The organism is Kitasatospora sp. NPDC008050 (genome assembly GCF_042957465.1).
In the GTDB taxonomy this organism is placed as follows: Bacteria; Actinomycetota; Actinomycetes; order Streptomycetales; family Streptomycetaceae; genus Kitasatospora.
Genome location: NZ_JBIBIJ010000027.1, coordinates 1 through 18,437, shown reverse-complemented (window position 1 = coordinate 18,437; position 18,437 = coordinate 1). Strand labels below are relative to the sequence as shown.

Genomic DNA, 18,437 nt, shown 5'->3' with positions numbered 1-18,437 from the left:
TGAGGGGCGCTCGTCGGTCAACACCGGCGAGTGCCCCTCTCTCCACGTGCCGGGGCTAAACCATGAGCCCCGGCGCACCCACCCCGCAGACACGCGAGACGCGAGAAGAGATTCACACCATGGCGAACATCTCCGCCGCGGACGTCAAGAAGCTCCGTGAGCTCACCGGCGCCGGCATGATGGACTGCAAGAAGGCTCTCGACGAGGCCGAGGGCGACGTCGAGAAGGCTCTTGAGCTCATCCGCATCAAGGGCCTCAAGGGTGTCGCGAAGCGTGAGGGCCGTACCGCCGAGAACGGCGCCGTCGTTGCCCTGATCGCCGAGGACGCCACGTCCGGCGTGCTGGTCGAGCTCAAGTGCGAGACGGACTTCGTCGCCAAGAGCGACAAGTTCGTCGCGGTCGCCGACACGATCGCCGCGCACCTCGCCAAGGCCGCCCCGGCCGACCTGGCCGCCGCCCTGGCCTCCGAGATCGAGCCCGGCAAGACCGTCCAGCAGTTCGTGGACGAGGCCAACGCGAACCTCGGCGAGAAGATCGTCCTGGACCGCTTCGCCCGGTTCGCCGACGGTTACGTCGCGGTCTACCTGCACCGCACCTCGCCCGACCTGCCGCCGCAGGTCGGCGTCCTGGTCGAGCTCGACAAGGAGAGCTCCGAGGTCGCCAAGGACGTCGCGCAGCACATCGCCGCGTTCGCGCCGAAGTTCCTCTCCCGCGAGGAGATCCCGGCCGAGGTGCTCGAGAACGAGCGCCGCGTCGCCGAGGCCACCGCCCGCGAGGAGGGCAAGCCCGAGGCCGCCCTGACGAAGATCGTCGAGGGTCGCGTCACCGGCTTCGTCAAGGAGAACTCGGTCCTGGAGCAGGCCTTCGCGAAGGACAACAAGAAGTCCGTCGCCAAGGTCCTCGAGGAGAACGGCGTCGCCCTCAAGCGCTTCGCCCGCTTCCGCGTCGGCGCCTGAGCCACGTTCATCTGGTTCCCGCCTAAGGTAGGAACCGCGGCCGCCGCTGTCCATCAGTGAGCCGGCACCAGAACGACGAGGAGGCCATTGCCGTGCAGGAGACCGTACCGGTTCCCGCGGCAGTGGCCTCCTCGCGTGTACGCGCGGTCGGCCGGGTGCTTCAGCAGGCCGCCCAGGCCCCGCGTCCGGGCTCGGGGGCCGCACCCCCCGGCCCGTGTCTCAGCAGGTGACATACCTGTGAACCAGCAGGTGTAGAAGGAGAAGTCCATGCAGAAGACGCAGGAGTCCGCGCAGGACGGCGCCCGCCGTCGTGTTCTGCTCAAGCTGTCCGGTGAGGCGTTCGCCGGCGGAGGCGGCCTCGGCGTCGACCCCGACGTCGTCCACAAGATCGCTCGCGAGATCGCCACGGTGGTCCGGCAGGGCACCGAGGTCGCGGTGGTCATCGGCGGCGGCAACTTCTTCCGTGGCGCGGAGTTGCAGGTCCGGGGTATGGACCGGGCCCGTTCCGACTACATGGGCATGCTCGGCACGGTGATGAACTGCCTGGCACTGCAGGACTTCCTGATGAAGGAAGGCATCGAGACCCGGGTCCAGACCGCGATCACGATGGGGCAGGTCGCCGAGCCGTACCTTCCGCTGCGCGCCGTCCGGCACCTGGAGAAGGGCCGCGTGGTGATCTTCGGCGCGGGTATGGGCATGCCGTACTTCTCCACCGACACCACCGCCGTGCAGCGCGCCCTGGAGATCCACGCCGAGGTGCTGCTGATGGGCAAGAACGGCGTCGACGGAGTGTACGACTCCGACCCCAAGACCAACCCGGACGCGGTGCGCTTCGACGCCCTGGAGTACTCCGAGGTGATCTCGCGCGACCTCAAGGTCGCCGACCTCACCGCGATCACCCTGTGCAAGGACAACGGCCTGCCGATCCTGGTCTTCGAGCTGCTCGCGGAGGGCAATATCGCTCGCGCGGTGAAGAGTGAGAAGATCGGCACACTCATCAGCCAGGATTCCGCCCGGGCCTGAGCAGTAATCACCCGCACGGCCAGGCCGTACGGACCGTCAGAACGCCATCAAGGCAACCGGACAGGGAGCAGACTGTGATCGAAGAGATCCTCCTCGAGGCCGAGGAGAAGATGGAGAAGACCGTCACGGTCGCGAAGGACGACTTCGCCGCCATCCGCACCGGCCGGGCGCACCCGGCGATGTTCGCCAAGATCGTCGCGGACTACTACGGCGCCCTGACGCCGATCAACCAGCTCGCCTCCTTCGCTGTTCCGGAGCCCCGGATGGCGGTCGTGACCCCGTTCGACAAGAGCGCGCTGCGCAACATCGAGCAGGCGATCCGCGACTCCGACCTGGGCGTCAACCCGTCCAACGACGGCAACATCATCCGGGTGAACTTCCCGCAGCTCACCGAGGAGCGCCGCCGGGACTACATCAAGGTCGCCCGCAACAAGGGTGAGGACGCCAAGATCTCCATCCGGGCGATCCGCCGCAAGGCCAAGGACACCCTGGACAAGCTGGTCAAGGACAAGGAGTCCGGCGAGGACGAGGTCCGCCGCGCGGAGAAGGAGCTCGACGACACCACCGCGGGCTACGTGGCGCAGATCGACGAGCTGCTGAAGCACAAGGAAGCCGAGCTTCTCGAAGTCTGATGAACGACGCTCCCGAAGCCCCTGGCGAAAGGGGCGCAACCCCGCAGGCCCCCGTGACACCGCGCCCGCCGCAGGTGGACCGGGGGTCCCTCCCCCCAGCGCAGGAGAGTCCGGTGGCCCAACCCGAGCCGCAGCAGCCTCGCAAGCAGCGTGGCGGCCGCAACCTCCCCGCCGCGATAGGGGTGGGGCTGGGCCTCGGAGCGGTGATCATCGTTTCGCTGTTCGTGGTCAAGGTGCTCTTCCTGATCGTGGTGGTGGCGGCGGCGTCGGTCGGCAGTTGGGAGCTGACCAGCAGGCTGGCCGAGCGCAAGGACGTCAAGGTCGCCCGGCTGCCGCTGCTGCTCGGCGGCGTGGGCATGCTGACCGCCGGCTACTGGATCGGCCCGCAGGGGGCGGCGGCGGCGCTGGCGCTGACCGCCCTGGCGCTGATGATCTGGCGGATGAGCGAGCCGCCGGAGAACTACCTGCGCGACATAACCGCGGGTGTCTTCACCGCCTTCTACGTGCCTTTCCTGGCCACCTTCGTGGCTCTGCTGCTCTCCGCCCACGACGGTCCGCAGCGGATCGTGCTCTTCCTGGTGGTCACCATCTGCAGTGACACCGGGGCCTATGCGGTCGGCTACAAGTTCGGCCGCAACAAGCTGGCACCGACCATCAGCCCCGGCAAGACCCGTGAGGGCCTGGCCGGCGGGATCGGCCTGTCGATGCTGGCCGGTGCGCTGCTGATGCAGTGGATCATCGATGACGGTCAGTGGTGGCAGGGCCTGATCCTGGGCGGCTGCGCGGCGGTCATCGCGACCCTCGGTGACCTGGTCGAGTCGATGATCAAGCGCGACCTGGGCATCAAGGACATGGGCACGCTGCTGCCGGGCCACGGCGGGATCATGGACCGGCTCGACTCGCTGCTGCCGACCGCCCCGGTGGTCTGGCTGCTGCTGACGGCCTTCGTCGGCAGCTGACCACCGACTCGGCCCACCCTCGCCGCCGCACCGCGAACGGCATCCAGAGGCCTCGGACGCACCACGTCCGAGGCCTCTGGCCATCTGCGACACTGGACGGACCATGCCTGCACCCGGAGAACTCACCTTTGTCGCGCCGCGTGGCGCCAAGCCCCCGCGACACCTCGCCGACCTCAGCCCCGCCGAGCGCAAGGAGGCCGTCGCCGAGCTGGGCGAGCAGCCCTTCCGCGCCAAGCAGCTGGCCAACCACTACTTCGCCCGGCTCAGCAACGACCCGGCCGCCTGGACCGACATTCCGGCTGCCGGGCGCGAGAAGCTGGTCGAGGCGCTGCTGCCCGAGTTGATGTCGGTGGTCCGGCACGTCTCGTGCGACGACGACACCACCCGCAAGACGCTCTGGAAGCTCTTCGACGGCACCCTGGTCGAGTCGGTGCTGATGCGCTACCCGGACCGGGTGACGATGTGCATCAGCTCCCAGGCTGGCTGCGGCATGAACTGCCCGTTCTGCGCCACCGGCCAGGCGGGCCTGACCCGCAACCTGTCCACCGCCGAGATCGTCGAGCAGATCGCGGCGGGGATGCGCGCCCTCAAGGCGGGCGAGATCCCCGGTGGCGAGGCGCGGCTGAGCAACGTGGTCTTCATGGGCATGGGCGAGCCGCTGGCCAACTACAACCGGGTGCTGGCCGCGATCCGCCGGCTGACCGACCCGGCCCCGGACGGCTTCGGCCTCTCCCAGCGCGGCATCACGGTCTCCACCGTGGGCCTGGTCCCGGCGATGAACCGGCTGGCCGACGAGGGCCTGAGCTGCCGCCTGGCGCTCTCGCTGCACGCCCCGGACGACGAGCTGCGCGACGAGCTGGTCCCGGTGAACACCCGCTGGAAGGTCGCCGAGGTGCTGGATGCCGCGTGGAACTACGCGGAGAAGTCCGGCCGGCGGATCTCCATCGAGTACGCCCTGATCAAGGACATCAACGACCAGGCCTGGCGGGCCGACCTGCTCGGCCGGCTGATCAAGAACCACCGGGTGCACGTCAACCTGATCCCGCTGAACCCCACTCCGGGCTCCAAGTGGACCGCCTCGCGGCCCGAGGACGAGCGCGAGTTCGTCCGCCGCCTGGAGTCGCACGGGGTGCCCACCACCGTTCGTGACACCCGCGGTCAGGAGATCGACGGCGCCTGCGGCCAGCTCGCCGCGGCCGGCTGACCTCAGGAGAGCATTCCGGCGCCCAGCACGGCGGTCAGCGCACCGGTGGCCAGCACCACGCTGCCGGCGGCGGCCCAGCGCAGCAGGGCCGCCCCGAACAGCAGCCGCTGCGGGGCGCCGAGCCGCAGCAGGGCGGCGCTGCCCGGCTGCCGGCCGGCCCGGATCTCGGCCAGCCGGGCCAGCACCGCCGCGACCACGCAGCCGGTGGTCAGCAGCGCCTCGGTCGCCGGCACCGGACCGGTGCCGTCCGCGCCCGGGGCCACCCAGTGCCGTACCGAGGTCAGCACCACGGCCATCGTGAAGGCCAGCACCGCCAGCGGCGCACCGAGCGCGCGCGCCGCACCGGTCAGCCCGCGGCCGGCCAGCAGCCGACGGGGACTGGGCCGGCCCACGGCGATCAGCCGTCCGGTGCCGGCCAGCAGCGGTCCGGTCAGCAGCGCCAGCCCCAGCGCGGCCGCCACCCAACCGCCCAGCAGCGCGGCACTGGTGTGGCCGAGGTCGGCGGGAAGCTGCAGCGGGCGCCGATCGTCGGCCGCCGCCGGGCGCAGCGCGTACAGCTCGGTGAAGGTGCCGCCGAACGCGAGCAGCGCGGCGAGGGTGGTGCGCAGCGGGCCGAAGCGCCCGGCCCGGGCCGGCTCCTCGCCGCCGGGCGGCAGCTCCGTCCCGTTGACGGCCAGGCCCGCCGCGATCCCGCCGGCCAGCGGGAGCAGCGCCAGCAGGGCCACCGGTGCGGCCGGCGGCAGCGGCACGCCCATGCCCAGCTCGGGAGCCAGGGTCGGGCCCGCGATGTTGTTGCGCAGCACCAGGAAGAGCAGCAGGGTGGCCAGCGCACCGAGCGCGCAGGCCAGCGCGATCTCGCCGGCGATCAGCAGCCGGAGCCGCCTCGGCCCGGCTCCCGCGGCGGTCAGTCCGGCCATCCGCTCGGGGCGCTGGGCGGGCAGCGCCCGGGCCGCGACCGCCGCGAACCAGGCGATCGCCACCAGCGGCGGCAGGCACCAGAGCAGGCGCTCCACCGTCTCGCCACTGCCTGGCGGGTCGCTCAGCGCGCGACCGAGCGCCCGCAGGAGGAAGGCGGCGACCACGGCGGCCGCCGCGGCGGTGAGCAGCCAGCGGCCCAGGTCCAGGACCCGGTATCCCCTGACCAGGCGGAAGTAGAACACCTGATAGTCCTTCAGTCCTTCGCGGTGACCGGTGGGGTGGTGCGGGGCTCGGTGAGCGGGCGGTCAGTGACCGGCCGGTACCGTCGCGCGGCGCACCGGAGCGGCGGGGGCCGGGGTGCGGCCGTCCACCAGTGCCACGGTCCGGTCCGCGTACTTGGCCAGCTCCGGGTCGTGGGTGGCGAGCACCAGGGTGAGCTGGTGGGAGCGGGCGGCGCTGGTCAGTATCCGCAGCACCTGGTCCTGGGCCTCGCGGTGCAGTGGCGCGGTCGGGTCGTCCGCGAAGACGACCCGGGGCAGCGGGGCCAGCGCGCGGGCCACCGCGATCCGCTGGCGCTGACTCTGGACCAGCTCGGCGGGGCGGCGCTTGGCACAGTCGGTGACGTCGAGCCGCTCCAGCCAGTCGTCAGCGGCGCCGTAGGCGGCCTTGTGGCCGGAGCCGGCCAGCAGCAGGGGCAGGGCGACGTTCTCCCGGGCCGTCAGTTCCGGTACCAGCTGGGGCTGCGAGCCGACGAAGCCGAACCGGTCACGGCGCAGCTTCTCCCGGCCGGCCCGGCTCAGCGTGTGCACCGGCGAGCTGTTGAACCAGACCTCGCCGGAATCCACCGGCAGCAGCGCGGAGAGACAGCCGATCAGGGTGGACTTGCCCGAGCCGCGGGCGCCGGTGATGGCGAGCACCTCGCCCTCCCGGACGGCGATCGAGACGTCCCGCACCGCCGGGGTCCCCTGGTGGGACTTGACGATCCCCCGGGCCCACAGCACGTCGTTGTCGGGCGGGGCCGCTGACATGGAATTCCTCCGCCGGTCCGAGAGGGCTCTGCACGGGTGCCGCACCGGCGGTGCGGTCCGGAGCAGGGGAATGACAGTCGTCAGATTAGAACGACAAGGTCGCGTTGCGGTTGCGGCACACGGGACAGAGCCGGGGTAAACCCGGACGAACTATCAGCAGATCAATCAGAAAAACACTGCAGGGCGGCCCCGGCAACCCCGATGAGGGACTGCGGGACCGCCCTGCAGTGCGAGGCAGGTCACCAAGCGGCATCAGCCGATCTGGGTGATCAGATCTTGTTCCACGCGTCGGTGAGGCTGACCCGCAGGATCTGCTCGATCTCGTCGAAGGTCGACTGGTCGGAGATCAGCGGCGGGGCCAGCTGGATGACCGGGTCGCCACGGTCGTCGGCACGGCAGTAGAGACCGTTGTCGAAGAGCGCCTTCGAGAGGAAGCCGTAGAGCACGCGCTCCACCTCTTCGTCGTTGAACGACTCCTTGGTGACCTTGTCCTTGACCAGCTCGATGCCGTAGAAGTACCCGTTGCCGCGCACGTCGCCGACGATCGGCAGGTCGCGCAGCTTGTTCAGGGTGCCGAGGAACTTCGACTCGTTGTCCAGCACGTGCTGGTTGAGGCCCTCGCGCTCGAAGATGTCGAGGTTGGCCAGCGCGACCGCCGAGGAGACCGGGTGGCCGCCGAAGGTGTAGCCGTGCAGGAAGGTGTTGTCGCCCTTGTAGAACGGCTCGGCCAGGCGGTCCGAGATGATCGTGGCGCCGATCGGGGAGTAGCCCGAGGTCATGCCCTTGGCGCAGGTGATCATGTCGGGCTGGTAGCCGAACTTGTCGGCGCCGAACATGGTGCCCAGGCGGCCGAAGGCGCAGATGACCTCGTCCGAGACGAGCAGCACGTCGTGCCGGTCGCAGATCTCGCGCAGCCGCTGGAAGTACCCGGGCGGCGGCGGGAAGCAGCCGCCGGCGTTCTGCACCGGCTCGACGAAGACGGCGGCGACGGTCTCGGCGCCCTCGTTGAGGATCGCGACCTCGATCTCGTCGGCGCACCAGCGGCCGTAGGCCTCCGGGTCGACGGTGCCGTCGGGGCCGGCCAGGAAGGCCGGGGCGCGGTAGATGTTGGTGTTCGGTGCCTTGTGGGTGCCCGGCACCAGCGGCTCGAACGGGGCCTTGAGGCCCGGCAGCCCGGTGATCGACAGGGCGCCCTGCGGGGTGCCGTGGTAGGCGACCGCGCGGGAGATGACCTTGTACTTGGTCGGCTTGCCGGTCAGCTTGAAGTACTGCTTGGCGAGCTTCCAGGCGGTCTCGACGGCCTCGCCGCCACCGGTGGAGAAGAAGACCTTGTTCAGGTCGCCCGGCGCGTAGTTGGCCAGCCGCTCGGCCAGCTCCACGGCCTTCGGGTGGGCGTAGCTCCACACGGGGAAGAAGGCCAGCTCCTTGGCCTGCTTGGCGGCCGCCTCGGCCAGCTCCTCGCGCCCGTGGCCGGCCTGCACCACGAACAGGCCCGCCAGGCCGTCGAGGTACTTCTTGCCGTTGGAGTCCCAGATGTAGGTGCCCTCGCCCTTGACGATGGTCGGCACGGGCGAGTTCTCGTACGACGACATGCGGGTGAAGTGCATCCACAGGTGGTCGTAGGCGGTCTTCGAAAGGTCCTTCGGTGCCGGGTCGGCGCTCATCGGGTGCCCCAGGTGTAGGTCTGTTTCCGGAGCTTCAGGTAAACGAAGCTCTCGGTCCTCCGCACGCCGGGAAGCGCACGGATTCGCTTGTTGATCATTTCGAGCAGGTGCTCGTCGTCCTCGCACACCAGCTCGGCCAGCAGGTCGAACGAGCCCGCGGTGCAGACCACGTAGTCGACCTCGTCCATGGCGGCCAGCGCGTCGGCGATCGGCTCGATGTCACCTTCGACGGTGATCCCGACCATCGCCTGTCGGGTGAATCCGACGGTCAACGGGTCGGTGACGGCGACGATCTGCATCACGCCCTGATCGAGCAGTTTCTGGACCCGCTGCCGGACGGCGGCCTCGGAGAGGCCGACGGCCTTGCCGATGGTCGCGTACGCGCGGCGGCCGTCCTCCTGCAGCTGCTCGATGATCGCCTTGGAGACGGAGTCGAGGGGAACGCTGCTGTTCCGGTCGCGGTTGGCCACGTGGCCACTGTGCCCGATCGATGGGGTGCGCGCAAGTGGCCGAGCTGCTGATTTCGTTGCTGCGATCCGAAAACGGCGCGGATTTCATTGCGATCAACGCGGTGCTATGTCGATACCGGCAAGGATGCCGCTACTCTGGCGAGGTCACGCGCGCGCCACCCTGCTGGGCGTACGCTCCCCACCAGTGGACCACCGGCCCACTGCGCGGACCACCGGACCCGGTTTCCGGGATCCCGCAGACGGGGCCGGGCGGCGACACCCGCGCCCGGTCCACTGGCACAGCCCCCGACGGATCGGCCGCCACCGCGCCGACCGCAACCCGAGGAGAGAGTCGTGAGCGACCTTCGTACGCTGCGCAACTACATCAACGGCCAGTTCGTCGACGCGGCGGACGGCCGCACCCTGCAGATCGTCGACCCCACCAACGGCCAGGCGTACGCGACTTCCCCGCTGTCCGGCGCGGCCGACGTCGACGCCGCGATGGCCTCGGCCGCGGCGGCCTTCGAGACCTGGCGCGACGCCACCCCCTCCACCCGGCAGAAGCTGCTGCTGAAGATCGCCGACGCTGTGGAGGCGCGCGCGGACGAGCTGGTGGACGCCGAGTGTCGCAACACCGGCAAGCCGCGCGGGCTGACCAAGTCCGAGGAGATCGGCCCGATGGCCGACCAGATCCGCTTCTTCGCCGGCGCCGCCCGCCTGCTGGAGGGCAAGGCCGCGGGCGAGTACATGGACGGGATGACCTCGATCATCCGCCGCGAGCCGGTCGGCGTCTGCGCCCAGGTCGCGCCGTGGAACTACCCGATGATGATGGCGGTCTGGAAGTTCGCGCCGGCGATCGCGGCCGGCAACGCCGTGGTGCTCAAGCCCTCCGACACCACCCCGGCCTCCACCGTGCTGCTCGCCGAGATCATCGGCGGCATCCTGGCCGAGCTGGAGCTGCCGGCCGGCATCTTCAACGTGATCTGCGGCGACCGCGAGACCGGGCGCCTGATGGTCGAGCACCACACCCCGGCGATGGCCTCGATCACCGGCTCGGTGCGTGCGGGCATCCAGGTGGCCGGCAGCGCCGCCAAGGACGTCAAGCGGGTCCACCTGGAGCTCGGCGGCAAGGCACCGGTGGTGGTCTTCGAGGACGCCGACATCGCCGAGGCCGTCGAGGGCATCTCGGTGGCCGGCTTCTTCAACGCCGGTCAGGACTGCACCGCGGCCACCCGGGTGCTGGTGCACGAGTCCATCCACGACGCCTTCGTCACCGCGCTGGCCAAGGCCGCCGCCGAGACCAGGACCGGTGGGATCGACGACGAGGACGTGCTCTACGGCCCGCTGAACAACGCCAACCAGCTCAAGCAGGTGGCCGGTTTCATCGAGCGGCTGCCCGCGCACGCCAAGGTCGAGACCGGCGGCCACCAGGTCGGCGAGGTCGGCTACTTCTACGCCCCGACCGTCGTCTCCGGCCTGCTGCAGGACGACGAGATCATCCAGAACGAGGTCTTCGGCCCGGTCATCACCGTGCAGAAGTTCACCGACGAGGAGCAGGCCGTCGGCTACGCCAACGGCGTGGAGTTCGCCCTGGCCTCCTCGGTGTGGACCAAGGACCACGCGCGCGCGATGCGGATGTCGCGCCGGCTGGACTTCGGCTGCGTCTGGATCAACACCCACATCCCGCTGGTCGCCGAGATGCCGCACGGTGGCTTCAAGAAGTCCGGGTACGGCAAGGACCTGTCCTCGTACGGGTTCGAGGACTACACCCGGATCAAGCACGTCATGACCGCGATCTAGCGGGTCGTGACGATCGGGAGCTGTATGACCGCGATCTAGCGGGTCGCGACGATCAGTCGCTGTATGACCGCGATCTGATCGGCTCTTCCTACAAGCGGGTTCGGGTATGTCCCCGGGCCCGCTTGTGGCTTTCCACCCTGTCGTCGTTCCCGGTGACCACCTGACAAGATGCCGCTCCCGGTCGGCGGGTCCGCTCCCTACGCTGGCGGGCATGAGCATCCCCACCGCCGATCCCGCCGCCGGGCAGGCCGTCAAGGCCGCCGACCGCGCGCACGTCTTCCACTCGTGGTCCGCCCAGGCCCTGATCGACCCCCTCCCGGTGGCCGGCGCCGAGGGCTCGTACTTCTGGGACTACGAGGGCAACCGCTACCTCGACTTCTCCTCCCAGATGGTGAACACCAACATCGGCCACCAGCACCCCAAGGTGGTCGCCGCGATCCAGGAGCAGGCCGGCAAGCTCTGCACCCTGGCACCGGGCTTCGCGGTCGAGGCGCGCAGCGAGGCCGCCCGGCTGATCGCCGAGCGCACCCCCGGCGACCTCGACAAGATCTTCTTTACCAACGGCGGTGCCGAGGCCGTGGAGAACGCCGTGCGGATGGCGCGGCTGCACACCGGCCGGCAGAAGGTCCTGGCCACCTACCGCTCGTACCACGGGGCCACCGCCAACGCGATCGCCCTCACCGGCGACCCGCGCCGCTGGCCCAACGAGACCGGCACCTCCGGCATCGTGCACTTCTGGGGACCGCACCTGTACCGCTCGGCCTTCCACGCCGAGAACGAGGCGCAGGAGTGCGAGCGGGCGCTCGCCCATCTGGAGCAGACCCTCGCCTTCGAGGGCCCGGCGACGGTCGCCGCGATCATCCTGGAGTCGGTGGTCGGCACCGCCGGGATCCTGGTCCCGCCGGCCGGCTACCTGGCCGGGGTGCGGGAGATCTGCGACCGCTACGGGATCGTCTTCATCCTGGACGAGGTGATGGCCGGCTTCGGCCGCACCGGCGAGTGGTTCGCCGCCGACCACTGGGGCGTCGTCCCCGACCTGCTGACCTTCGCCAAGGGCGTCAACTCCGGCTACATTCCGCTGGGCGGGGTGGCGATCAGCGCCGAGATCGCCGCCACCTTCGCCGAGCGCCCCTTCCCCGGCGGCCTGACCTACTCCGGACACCCGTTGGCCTGTGCCTCCGCGGTGGCCACGATCAACGCGATGGCGCAGGAGGGGATCGTCGAGAACGCCAAGCAGATCGGCGAGAACGTGCTCGGCCCCGGCCTGCGCGAGCTGGCGGAGCGGCACCCCTCGATCGGCGACGTGCGTGGCCTGGGTGTCTTCTGGGCGCTGGACCTGGTGCGCGACCGGGTCAGCCGCGAGCCGCTGGTTGCGTACAACGCGAGCGGCACCGCGAACACGCCGATGGCGGAGCTGACGGCGGCCTGCCGCAAGCGCGGGCTGTGGCCGTTCGCCAACATGAACCGACTCCACGTGGTGCCGCCGTGCACCGTCACTGTCGAGGAGGCCAAGGCCGGCCTGGCGGTGCTCGACGAGGCGCTCGCCGTGGCCGACGCGTACGTCGGCTGAGACGCACGGTGGGCCCGCCGGCCGGCCCGGGATCAGCGCCGCACGGCGTCCAGCGCCAGCAGGGCGACGTGCAGCGACAGACAGGACTCCACCTGGTCCAGGTCCACCGCCAGGATCCGCTCCACCTTGTGCAGACGGTCGTAGAAGCTCGGCCGCGACAGATGCGCAGCGTCTGCCGCGGCCGACTTGTTCCGCCCCTGCTCCAGGTAGATCCGCAGCAGCTGCACCAACTGTGAGCCGTGCTCCGCGTCATGGGCCAGCAGCGGCCCCAACTCGCGCTCCACGTAGGTCTGCAGACGGGCGTCGTCGCGCAGCAGGTGCAGCAGCCCGCGCAGCCGCACATCCGGCAGCCGGTAGTACGAGGCGGCCCGCGCGCCCGGTGCGTCGTGCAGCGCCGCGTCCGCCACCTGGGTGGCCTCCATCAGCGTGCGCCGGGCATCGCGCACCGAGCCGACCGAGGAGCCCACCGCCACCACCGGTGCTGCCGCCTCCTTGCCGCCGTCGGCCACCAGCCGCCGCAGCGCCGCCGCGAAACCCTCCAGCGCGGCATGCTCGTCCTGCTGCGAACCGAGCGCGATCAGCAGCCCCACGCCCTCGTCGTCCAGCGTGCCGACCAGCGCCGAGAGCCGGCTGGCGCGTGCTGCCGTGGCCGCCAGCTCGGTGAAGTCCCGCAGCCGGGCCTGGGCCTCCAGCGCGGCGGGCAGCGGCCCGCCGCGCCGGCGCAGCACCACCCCGACCAGCCGCCGCCCCTCCAGCGGAACCCCCAGCGCCTGCGCCCGCAGCGCGACTTCGCTGACGGTCAGCGCGTGGGTCAGGATCCCGGCGAGCAGCGTGCGGTGGGTCTGCCGCTCCAGGCTCTCCCGGTCGCGCACCAGCAGGCGGTTGAGCGCGAGCGTCGCCGCACCGCGCTCCAGCAGCATGGTGAAGGGGTGCGTCTGCTGGTCGGGCAGCGCGCCCGGCTCCTCGACCAGCACCAGCCGTCCCCAGTCCTCACCGCGGGCGCCCACCGCCGTCACCAGCCAGCCGCTGCGCGGGTCGTACCCGGTGCGGCCGGCCGGCCGCACCGCGCGTGAGCGGCGCTCCCAGCGGTCCAGCAGCTCGTCCTCGGTCCGCCCGGCCGGATCGTGCGCCAGCACCTGGTGGCTCAGGTTCTCCAGCACCACCGGCGCCCCCGCCATCCGGGCGATCTGCCGCAGCACCTCGGCCGGCTCGGCCCCCTCCACCGCCAGCTCGTTGAAGACCTGGTGCACTGCCTCGGAGGCGCGCAACTGCTCCAACTGGGCGTTGACCACCAGCGCGTGCACCGCCTCGGTCACCGCCACGAAGCGCAGCTCCCGGCGCAGCACGATCAGCGGCAGGCCGCGCTGCTCGGCGGCGTGCACCAGAGCGCGCGGCAGGGTGTCGAAGTAGCGGCGGCCGAACTCGACCACCAGCCCGGCCACGCCGATCTCGACCAGCTCTCGGACGTACCGGGCCAGCCCCTCCCGGTCCTCGGGCAGCGCGATGCCGGTGGTCAGCACCAGCTCACCGCCCTGCAGCATGCCGGCCACGTCCGGCAGCTCGCTGACGTGCACCCAGCGCACCGGCCGCTCCAGCCGGTCGGCCCCGGCCACCACCTGCGGCAGGCCACGGCGCATCACGTCCAGATCGAGCACACGGGCGACGGTGGGCAGCACGGTGGACCTCCTGGCTGGGCGCAGCGGCGGCGGGGGAGCGGGCGAGGGGAGCAAGGTGTCAGGTGAATCATGCAGCCCCGTGACGACCTGTTGCCGCCAACCGGCCCTGGCACTGTGTAAGCCCCTTGGCGGCTCGGCTGTCGGAGTGAGCCTTGCCCGACCCTGGGGCCGGCGGGCATCGTCGGCGGACCGGAGCCGATGGAATGGACCTATGGAGGAGAGCCGACACATGGACCTGAGCGACTTCGCGGACGGTGCCCAGTACATCGACGGCAGGCTGACCGCGGGCACCGGCGAGGAGCCGTTCGAGGTGGTCAACCCAGCCGACGGCAGCACGGTCCAGCAGGTGCGGCTCGCCTCGGTCGCCGACGTCGACACCGCCGTGGCCGCCGCCACCGCCGCCCTGCCCGACTGGTCACGGGCCACTCCCGGCGCCCGGGCCGAGGTACTGCTGCGGCTGAGCACCCTGCTGGCCGAGCAGGCCGAGGAGTTCGCCCACGTCGAGACCGCCCAGACCGGCAAGCCGATCAAGCTCAGCAGCGAGTTCGACGTCCCGGGCACCATCGACAACACGGCCTTCTTCGCCGGTGCCGCCCGGAACCTGGAGGGCAAGGCCGCAGGCGAGTACTCGGGCGACCACACCTCCTACGTCCGGCGCGAGGCGATCGGCGTGATCGGCTCGATCGCACCGTGGAACTACCCGCTGCAGATGGCGGCCTGGAAGATCCTGCCGGCCATCGCGGCGGGCAACACCGTGGTGCTCAAGCCCGCCGAGCTCACCCCGCTCACCGCGCTGATGTTCGCCCGCGCCGCGACTGCGGCCGGGCTGCCCAACGGCGTGGTCAACGTGGTCACCGGCGCGGGCCGTGGCGTCGGCGAGCGGCTGGCCGGGCACCCGGGCGTGGCGATGGTCTCCTTCACCGGCTCCACCCCCGTCGGCAGGCGGGTGGCCGAACTGGCCGCCGCCACCGCCAAGCGGACCCACCTCGAACTGGGCGGCAAGGCCCCGTTCGTGGTCTTCGCGGACGCCGATCTGGAGGCCGCCGTGCACGGGGCGGTGGCCGGCGCGCTGATCAACAGCGGCCAGGACTGCACCGCCGCGACCCGCGCCTATGTCCAACGCCCGCTCTACGACGCCTTCGTGGCCGGTGTCGCCGAGCTGTTCGGCGCGGTCCGGCTGGGCGACCCGCGCGATCCGCACACCGACCTCGGCCCGCTGGTCTCCTACGCCCACCGCGACCGGGTCGCCGGCTTCGTCGAACGGGCGCGCGGCTACGGCGCCACCGTCGTCACCGGCGGCGGCGCGCCGGGCACCGGGCACGACGGCACCGACCTGACCCGGGGCGCCTACTACCGGCCGACCCTGATCACCGGTGTCGCCCAGGACAGCGAGGTGGTGCAGGGCGAGATCTTCGGCCCGGTGCTGGTGGTGCTCCCCTTCGACACCGACGACGAGGCGCTGCGGCTGGCCAACGACACGCCGTACGGGCTGGCCGCCTCCGCCTGGACCCGGGACGTGCACCGCGCGCTGCGGGCCACCCGGGAGATCGCGGCCGGCTGCGTCTGGGTCAACGACCACATCCCGATCATCAGCGAGATGCCGCACGGCGGGTACAAGGCCTCCGGCTACGGCAAGGACATGTCGCAGTACGCGCTGGAGGAGTACACCCAGGTCAAGCACGTCATGTTCGACACCACGGCGGTGGCCAGGAAGGACTGGCACCGGACCGTCTTCGGCGACCGGGCCTGAGCCGGGCGGCCTGAGCCGGCCGGGCCTGACCCGGGCGGGTCCGCGCCGCCCGGGTCCCGCGCCAACCCGTGTAAGAGTCCGACCCCGGACCCGTCTCTCCTCGCAGAACGGCGACCGCCCACGGCCGCCGCGCGAACCGAGCAGAGGACGGGCCATGGAGAGCACCGGACCCAACGCCGCCGCAGTGGCCTGGCTGGCCGCCGCCGCGCCCGACCCCGAGGCATGCCGACGGGAGTGGGAACAGAGTGCGGCAGGTCTCACGCTGCTCCCGGCCGGCCGCCGCTGGGACGTGCTCTCGGCGCCGGGGATGCTCGGACGGCCCGCAGCGCGCCTGCTCGGCGGAGCACCCCTGGCCGGCGGCCGGGGGAGGGCCGCACGGAGCGGGCCGGTGCTCTTCGACCCCGGGGACGACAGCGTCGCCTTCCTCGTCCCGGTCGGTACCGCCGCGCGCTGGGTCGGCACCGGGCTGCGCGGCGCGGGCGAGGGGAGCTGGGTGGTGGTGCCGCACCCCGCCCGGCGCGGGCCCGGACCGCGCTGGCTGGTGGCGCCGGATGGTTCGGGGCGGCTCACCGATCCGATGGCCTTGGAGCTGGCGCTGCACGAGGCCGCGGCCGGGCTCGACGGGCCCCGGGAGCACCGGTGAGGCGTCCGGGGTCCGCGGGCCGCTCCGGTGGCGACGAGGTGTAAGGCCAACCGGGTGATGCCCGTCAGTGTGCTCGTTGAGCGGCCACCGGGCGGCGACCAGACTGGAGCCCGAGCGCGGTAGCCCCGTGACCAAGAGGCCCGGCCGCACCCCGAAGTGCGCGGCCGGCGCCCGGGTCCGGCGGCAGGCAGACCGCCCGTGACTTGGAGGCAGACGAACCGTGAGCAAGCCCACTGAGAGCGCCGAGAACACCGGGCGTCCGGCCGGCGTGGACAAGCACGTCATCCACTGGATCGGTGGCGCGCCGGTGCCGACCGCGGGCACCGCACCCCGCCGCGGCGACCTCTACGACCCGGCCACCGGACGGATCTCCGGCCAGGTGGACTTCGCGGGGATCGCCGAGGTCGACCAGGCGGTCGCGTCGGCCGCCGCGGCCTTCGCCGAATGGCGCCACGCCTCGATCGCCAAGCGCACCTCGGTACTCTTCGCCTTCCGCGAGCTGTTCAACGCCCGCAAGGACGAGCTGGCCGCGATCATCGTCGCCGAGCACGGCAAGGTGCACGCGGACGCGCTCGGCGAGCTGGCCCGCGGCCAGGAGGTGGTCGAGTACGCCTGCGGGATCCCGCAGCTGCTCAAGGGCGGCTTCACCGAGCAGGCCTCCACCGGCATCGACGTCTACTCGATCCGTCAGCCGCTGGGCCCGGTCGCCATCATCTCGCCGTTCAACTTCCCGGCGATGGTGCCGATGTGGTTCTTCGCCATCGCGATCGCGGCGGGCAACACGGTGGTCCTCAAGCCTTCCGAGAAGGACCCGTCGGCGGCGAACTTCATCGCCGGACTGTGGCAGGAGGCCGGGCTCCCGGACGGCGTCTTCAACGTCGTGCACGGTGACAAGGTCGCGGTCGACCGCTTGCTGGAGCACCCGGACGTCAAGTCCGTCAGCTTCGTCGGCTCCACCCCGATCGCCCGCTACGTCTACGAGACCGGGACCCGGTACGGCAAGCGGGTGCAAGCCCTGGGCGGCGCGAAGAACCACATGCTGGTGCTGCCCGACGCCGACCTCGACCTCAGCGCCGACGCGGCCGTGAACGCCGGTTTCGGTGCGGCCGGCGAGCGCTGCATGGCGGTCTCCGTGCTGGTCGCGGTCGATCCGATCGGCGACGAGCTGGTCGAGAAGATCAAGCAGCGGGTGGCCACGCTCAAGGTCGGGCCGGGCTGCAACGGCGACAGCGAGATGGGCCCGCTGGTCACCGGCCAGCACCGCGACAAGGTCACCTCCTACATCGAGTCGGGCCTGGCCGATGGCGCGGAGCTGGCCGTGGACGGACGGGCCCACCCGATCGCCGGACAGGACGTGAACGGGCAGGACACCGCCGACGGATTCTGGCTGGGCCCCACGCTCTTCGATCACGTGAAGCCGGGCATGTCGGTCTACAACGACGAGATCTTCGGGCCGGTGCTCTCGGTGGTCCGGGTCTCCTCCTACGAGGAGGGCGTGGAGCTGATCAACGCCAACCCGTACGGCAACGGCACCGCCATCTTCACCAACGACGGTGGCGCGGCCCGGCGGTTCCAGCACGAGGTGGAGGTCGGCATGGTCGGGATCAACGTGCCGATCCCGGTGCCGGTCGCCTACTACTCCTTCGGTGGCTGGAAGGCCTCGCTCTTCGGTGACGCGCACGCGTACGGGGCGGACGGAGTGCAGTTCTTCACCCGCGGCAAGGCGGTGACCCAGCGCTGGCTCGACCCCTCGCACGGGGGCATCAACCTCGGCTTCCCGACCAACAGCTGAGCGGCCACGCTCACCCTGGTCCCCCCATGCGGCTCCGGCCGGTCCATCCCCACCGGGGAGACCGGCCGGAGCCGTTCAGCTGGCGTTTGCATAGCGGCCTCGGAAGGCGTAGCGTGTCCTAGTCGCTCGGCAGGGAGAACCGGACACGCATCGGCGCGGACGGTCCCGGGGCGGCCACTCTCCTGAAACACCATTTCCGATATGAAATGTCGGTCGTTGGCGCGTCGCTTTTCGCACGCTTCTGCGGCTGGCTTCTTTTGTCGTGCCGGTATTTCGGGGGGTGGGCCGGATTCGCTTTTCGGAGCGGGGCTGGGCTAAAGTTCAACACGTCGGACAGGCCGTCAGGTCGGTTACGGCGAAGGCCTCTTGAGGC

General features: G+C 71.2%; 15 protein-coding genes. 10 read left to right on the top strand and 5 right to left on the bottom strand.

What is annotated here, in order from left to right; genetic code table 11:
- Positions 1–119: 119 nt before the first annotated feature.
- The 5 genes from tsf to rlmN all read left to right on the top strand — a co-directional run bounded on the left by tsf (position 120) and on the right by rlmN (position 4,774).
- Positions 120–956 (top strand): translation elongation factor Ts, encoded by an 837-nt coding sequence (gene tsf / locus ACFZB9_RS34060; protein ID WP_391453691.1) that lies wholly within the window; start codon positions 120–122, stop codon positions 954–956.
- A 267-nt stretch (positions 957–1,223) separates the two neighbouring features.
- Positions 1,224–1,979: a UMP kinase gene (gene pyrH / locus ACFZB9_RS34055; protein ID WP_391453689.1), complete on the top strand. Its 756-nt coding sequence runs from the start codon at positions 1,224–1,226 to the stop codon at positions 1,977–1,979.
- 74 nt (positions 1,980–2,053) lie between these two features.
- Positions 2,054–2,611: a ribosome recycling factor gene (frr, locus tag ACFZB9_RS34050; protein WP_391453687.1), complete on the top strand. Its 558-nt coding sequence runs from the start codon at positions 2,054–2,056 to the stop codon at positions 2,609–2,611.
- The gene (locus tag ACFZB9_RS34045) at positions 2,611–3,570 is read left to right on the top strand and encodes a phosphatidate cytidylyltransferase (protein ID WP_391453685.1); all 960 of its coding nucleotides are present in this window, start codon (positions 2,611–2,613) and stop codon (positions 3,568–3,570) included. The genes frr and ACFZB9_RS34045 overlap by 1 nt, the downstream gene beginning before the upstream one ends.
- 103 nt (positions 3,571–3,673) lie before the next feature.
- Positions 3,674–4,774, top strand: a complete 1,101-nt coding sequence (gene rlmN / locus ACFZB9_RS34040) for a 23S rRNA (adenine(2503)-C(2))-methyltransferase RlmN (protein ID WP_391453684.1) — start codon at positions 3,674–3,676, stop codon at positions 4,772–4,774.
- 2 nt (positions 4,775–4,776) lie between these two features.
- Here rlmN and ACFZB9_RS34035 read toward each other — a convergent pair whose 3' ends face one another.
- The 4 genes from ACFZB9_RS34035 to ACFZB9_RS34020 all read right to left on the bottom strand — a co-directional run bounded on the left by ACFZB9_RS34035 (position 4,777) and on the right by ACFZB9_RS34020 (position 8,854).
- The gene (locus ACFZB9_RS34035; RefSeq protein WP_391453682.1) at positions 4,777–5,934 is read right to left on the bottom strand and encodes a hypothetical protein; all 1,158 of its coding nucleotides are present in this window, start codon (positions 5,932–5,934) and stop codon (positions 4,777–4,779) included.
- A 63-nt stretch (positions 5,935–5,997) separates the two neighbouring features.
- A complete protein-coding gene (locus ACFZB9_RS34030) occupies positions 5,998–6,720 on the bottom strand; it encodes an ABC transporter ATP-binding protein (protein ID WP_391453681.1) in 723 nt (240 codons plus the stop codon).
- A gap of 269 nt (positions 6,721–6,989) precedes the next feature.
- A complete protein-coding gene (locus tag ACFZB9_RS34025; protein WP_391453679.1) occupies positions 6,990–8,384 on the bottom strand; it encodes an aspartate aminotransferase family protein in 1,395 nt (464 codons plus the stop codon).
- The gene (locus tag ACFZB9_RS34020) at positions 8,381–8,854 is read right to left on the bottom strand and encodes an Lrp/AsnC family transcriptional regulator (RefSeq protein WP_035846077.1); all 474 of its coding nucleotides are present in this window, start codon (positions 8,852–8,854) and stop codon (positions 8,381–8,383) included. Before ACFZB9_RS34020 ends, ACFZB9_RS34025 begins: the two co-directional genes overlap by 4 nt.
- Positions 8,855–9,187: 333 nt before the next feature.
- Here ACFZB9_RS34020 and ACFZB9_RS34015 point away from each other — a divergent pair, with 333 nt between their 5' ends.
- Positions 9,188–10,633: a gamma-aminobutyraldehyde dehydrogenase gene (locus ACFZB9_RS34015; protein ID WP_391453678.1), complete on the top strand. Its 1,446-nt coding sequence runs from the start codon at positions 9,188–9,190 to the stop codon at positions 10,631–10,633.
- A 211-nt stretch (positions 10,634–10,844) separates the two neighbouring features.
- Positions 10,845–12,203 (top strand): aspartate aminotransferase family protein, encoded by a 1,359-nt coding sequence (locus ACFZB9_RS34010; protein WP_391453676.1) that lies wholly within the window; start codon positions 10,845–10,847, stop codon positions 12,201–12,203.
- A 32-nt stretch (positions 12,204–12,235) separates the two neighbouring features.
- Here ACFZB9_RS34010 and ACFZB9_RS34005 read toward each other — a convergent pair whose 3' ends face one another.
- Positions 12,236–13,879: a PucR family transcriptional regulator gene (locus tag ACFZB9_RS34005; RefSeq protein WP_391453675.1), complete on the bottom strand. Its 1,644-nt coding sequence runs from the start codon at positions 13,877–13,879 to the stop codon at positions 12,236–12,238.
- A gap of 229 nt (positions 13,880–14,108) precedes the next feature.
- Here ACFZB9_RS34005 and ACFZB9_RS34000 point away from each other — a divergent pair, with 229 nt between their 5' ends.
- From ACFZB9_RS34000 to ACFZB9_RS33990, 3 genes are all read left to right on the top strand, one after another.
- Positions 14,109–15,629: a gamma-aminobutyraldehyde dehydrogenase gene (locus ACFZB9_RS34000; protein WP_391453674.1), complete on the top strand. Its 1,521-nt coding sequence runs from the start codon at positions 14,109–14,111 to the stop codon at positions 15,627–15,629.
- A 154-nt stretch (positions 15,630–15,783) separates the two neighbouring features.
- Entirely contained in the window at positions 15,784–16,272 is a 489-nt protein-coding gene (locus ACFZB9_RS33995; protein ID WP_391453672.1) for a hypothetical protein, read from the top strand.
- Between the two features lie 220 nt (positions 16,273–16,492).
- Positions 16,493–18,064, top strand: coding sequence for a CoA-acylating methylmalonate-semialdehyde dehydrogenase (locus ACFZB9_RS33990; protein ID WP_391453670.1), 1,572 nt, complete (start codon positions 16,493–16,495; stop codon positions 18,062–18,064).
- The last annotated feature ends 373 nt before the right edge of the window (positions 18,065–18,437 follow it).

Excerpts from the sequence above, each read along its gene's own strand:
- pyrH (WP_391453689.1), top strand. The coding sequence starts at position 1,224 with ATGCAGAAGACGCAGGAGTCCGCGCAGGACGGCGCCCGCCGTCGTGTT.
- ACFZB9_RS34025 (WP_391453679.1), bottom strand. The coding sequence starts at position 8,384 with ATGAGCGCCGACCCGGCACCGAAGGACCTTTCGAAGACCGCCTACGAC.
- tsf (WP_391453691.1), top strand. The coding sequence starts at position 120 with ATGGCGAACATCTCCGCCGCGGACGTCAAGAAGCTCCGTGAGCTCACC.
- ACFZB9_RS34030 (WP_391453681.1), bottom strand. The coding sequence starts at position 6,720 with ATGTCAGCGGCCCCGCCCGACAACGACGTGCTGTGGGCCCGGGGGATC.
- rlmN (WP_391453684.1), top strand. The coding sequence starts at position 3,674 with ATGCCTGCACCCGGAGAACTCACCTTTGTCGCGCCGCGTGGCGCCAAG.
- ACFZB9_RS34010 (WP_391453676.1), top strand. The coding sequence starts at position 10,845 with ATGAGCATCCCCACCGCCGATCCCGCCGCCGGGCAGGCCGTCAAGGCC.
- ACFZB9_RS34000 (WP_391453674.1), top strand. The coding sequence starts at position 14,109 with ATGGACCTGAGCGACTTCGCGGACGGTGCCCAGTACATCGACGGCAGG.
- ACFZB9_RS34045 (WP_391453685.1), top strand. The coding sequence starts at position 2,611 with ATGAACGACGCTCCCGAAGCCCCTGGCGAAAGGGGCGCAACCCCGCAG.
- ACFZB9_RS33995 (WP_391453672.1), top strand. The coding sequence starts at position 15,784 with ATGGAGAGCACCGGACCCAACGCCGCCGCAGTGGCCTGGCTGGCCGCC.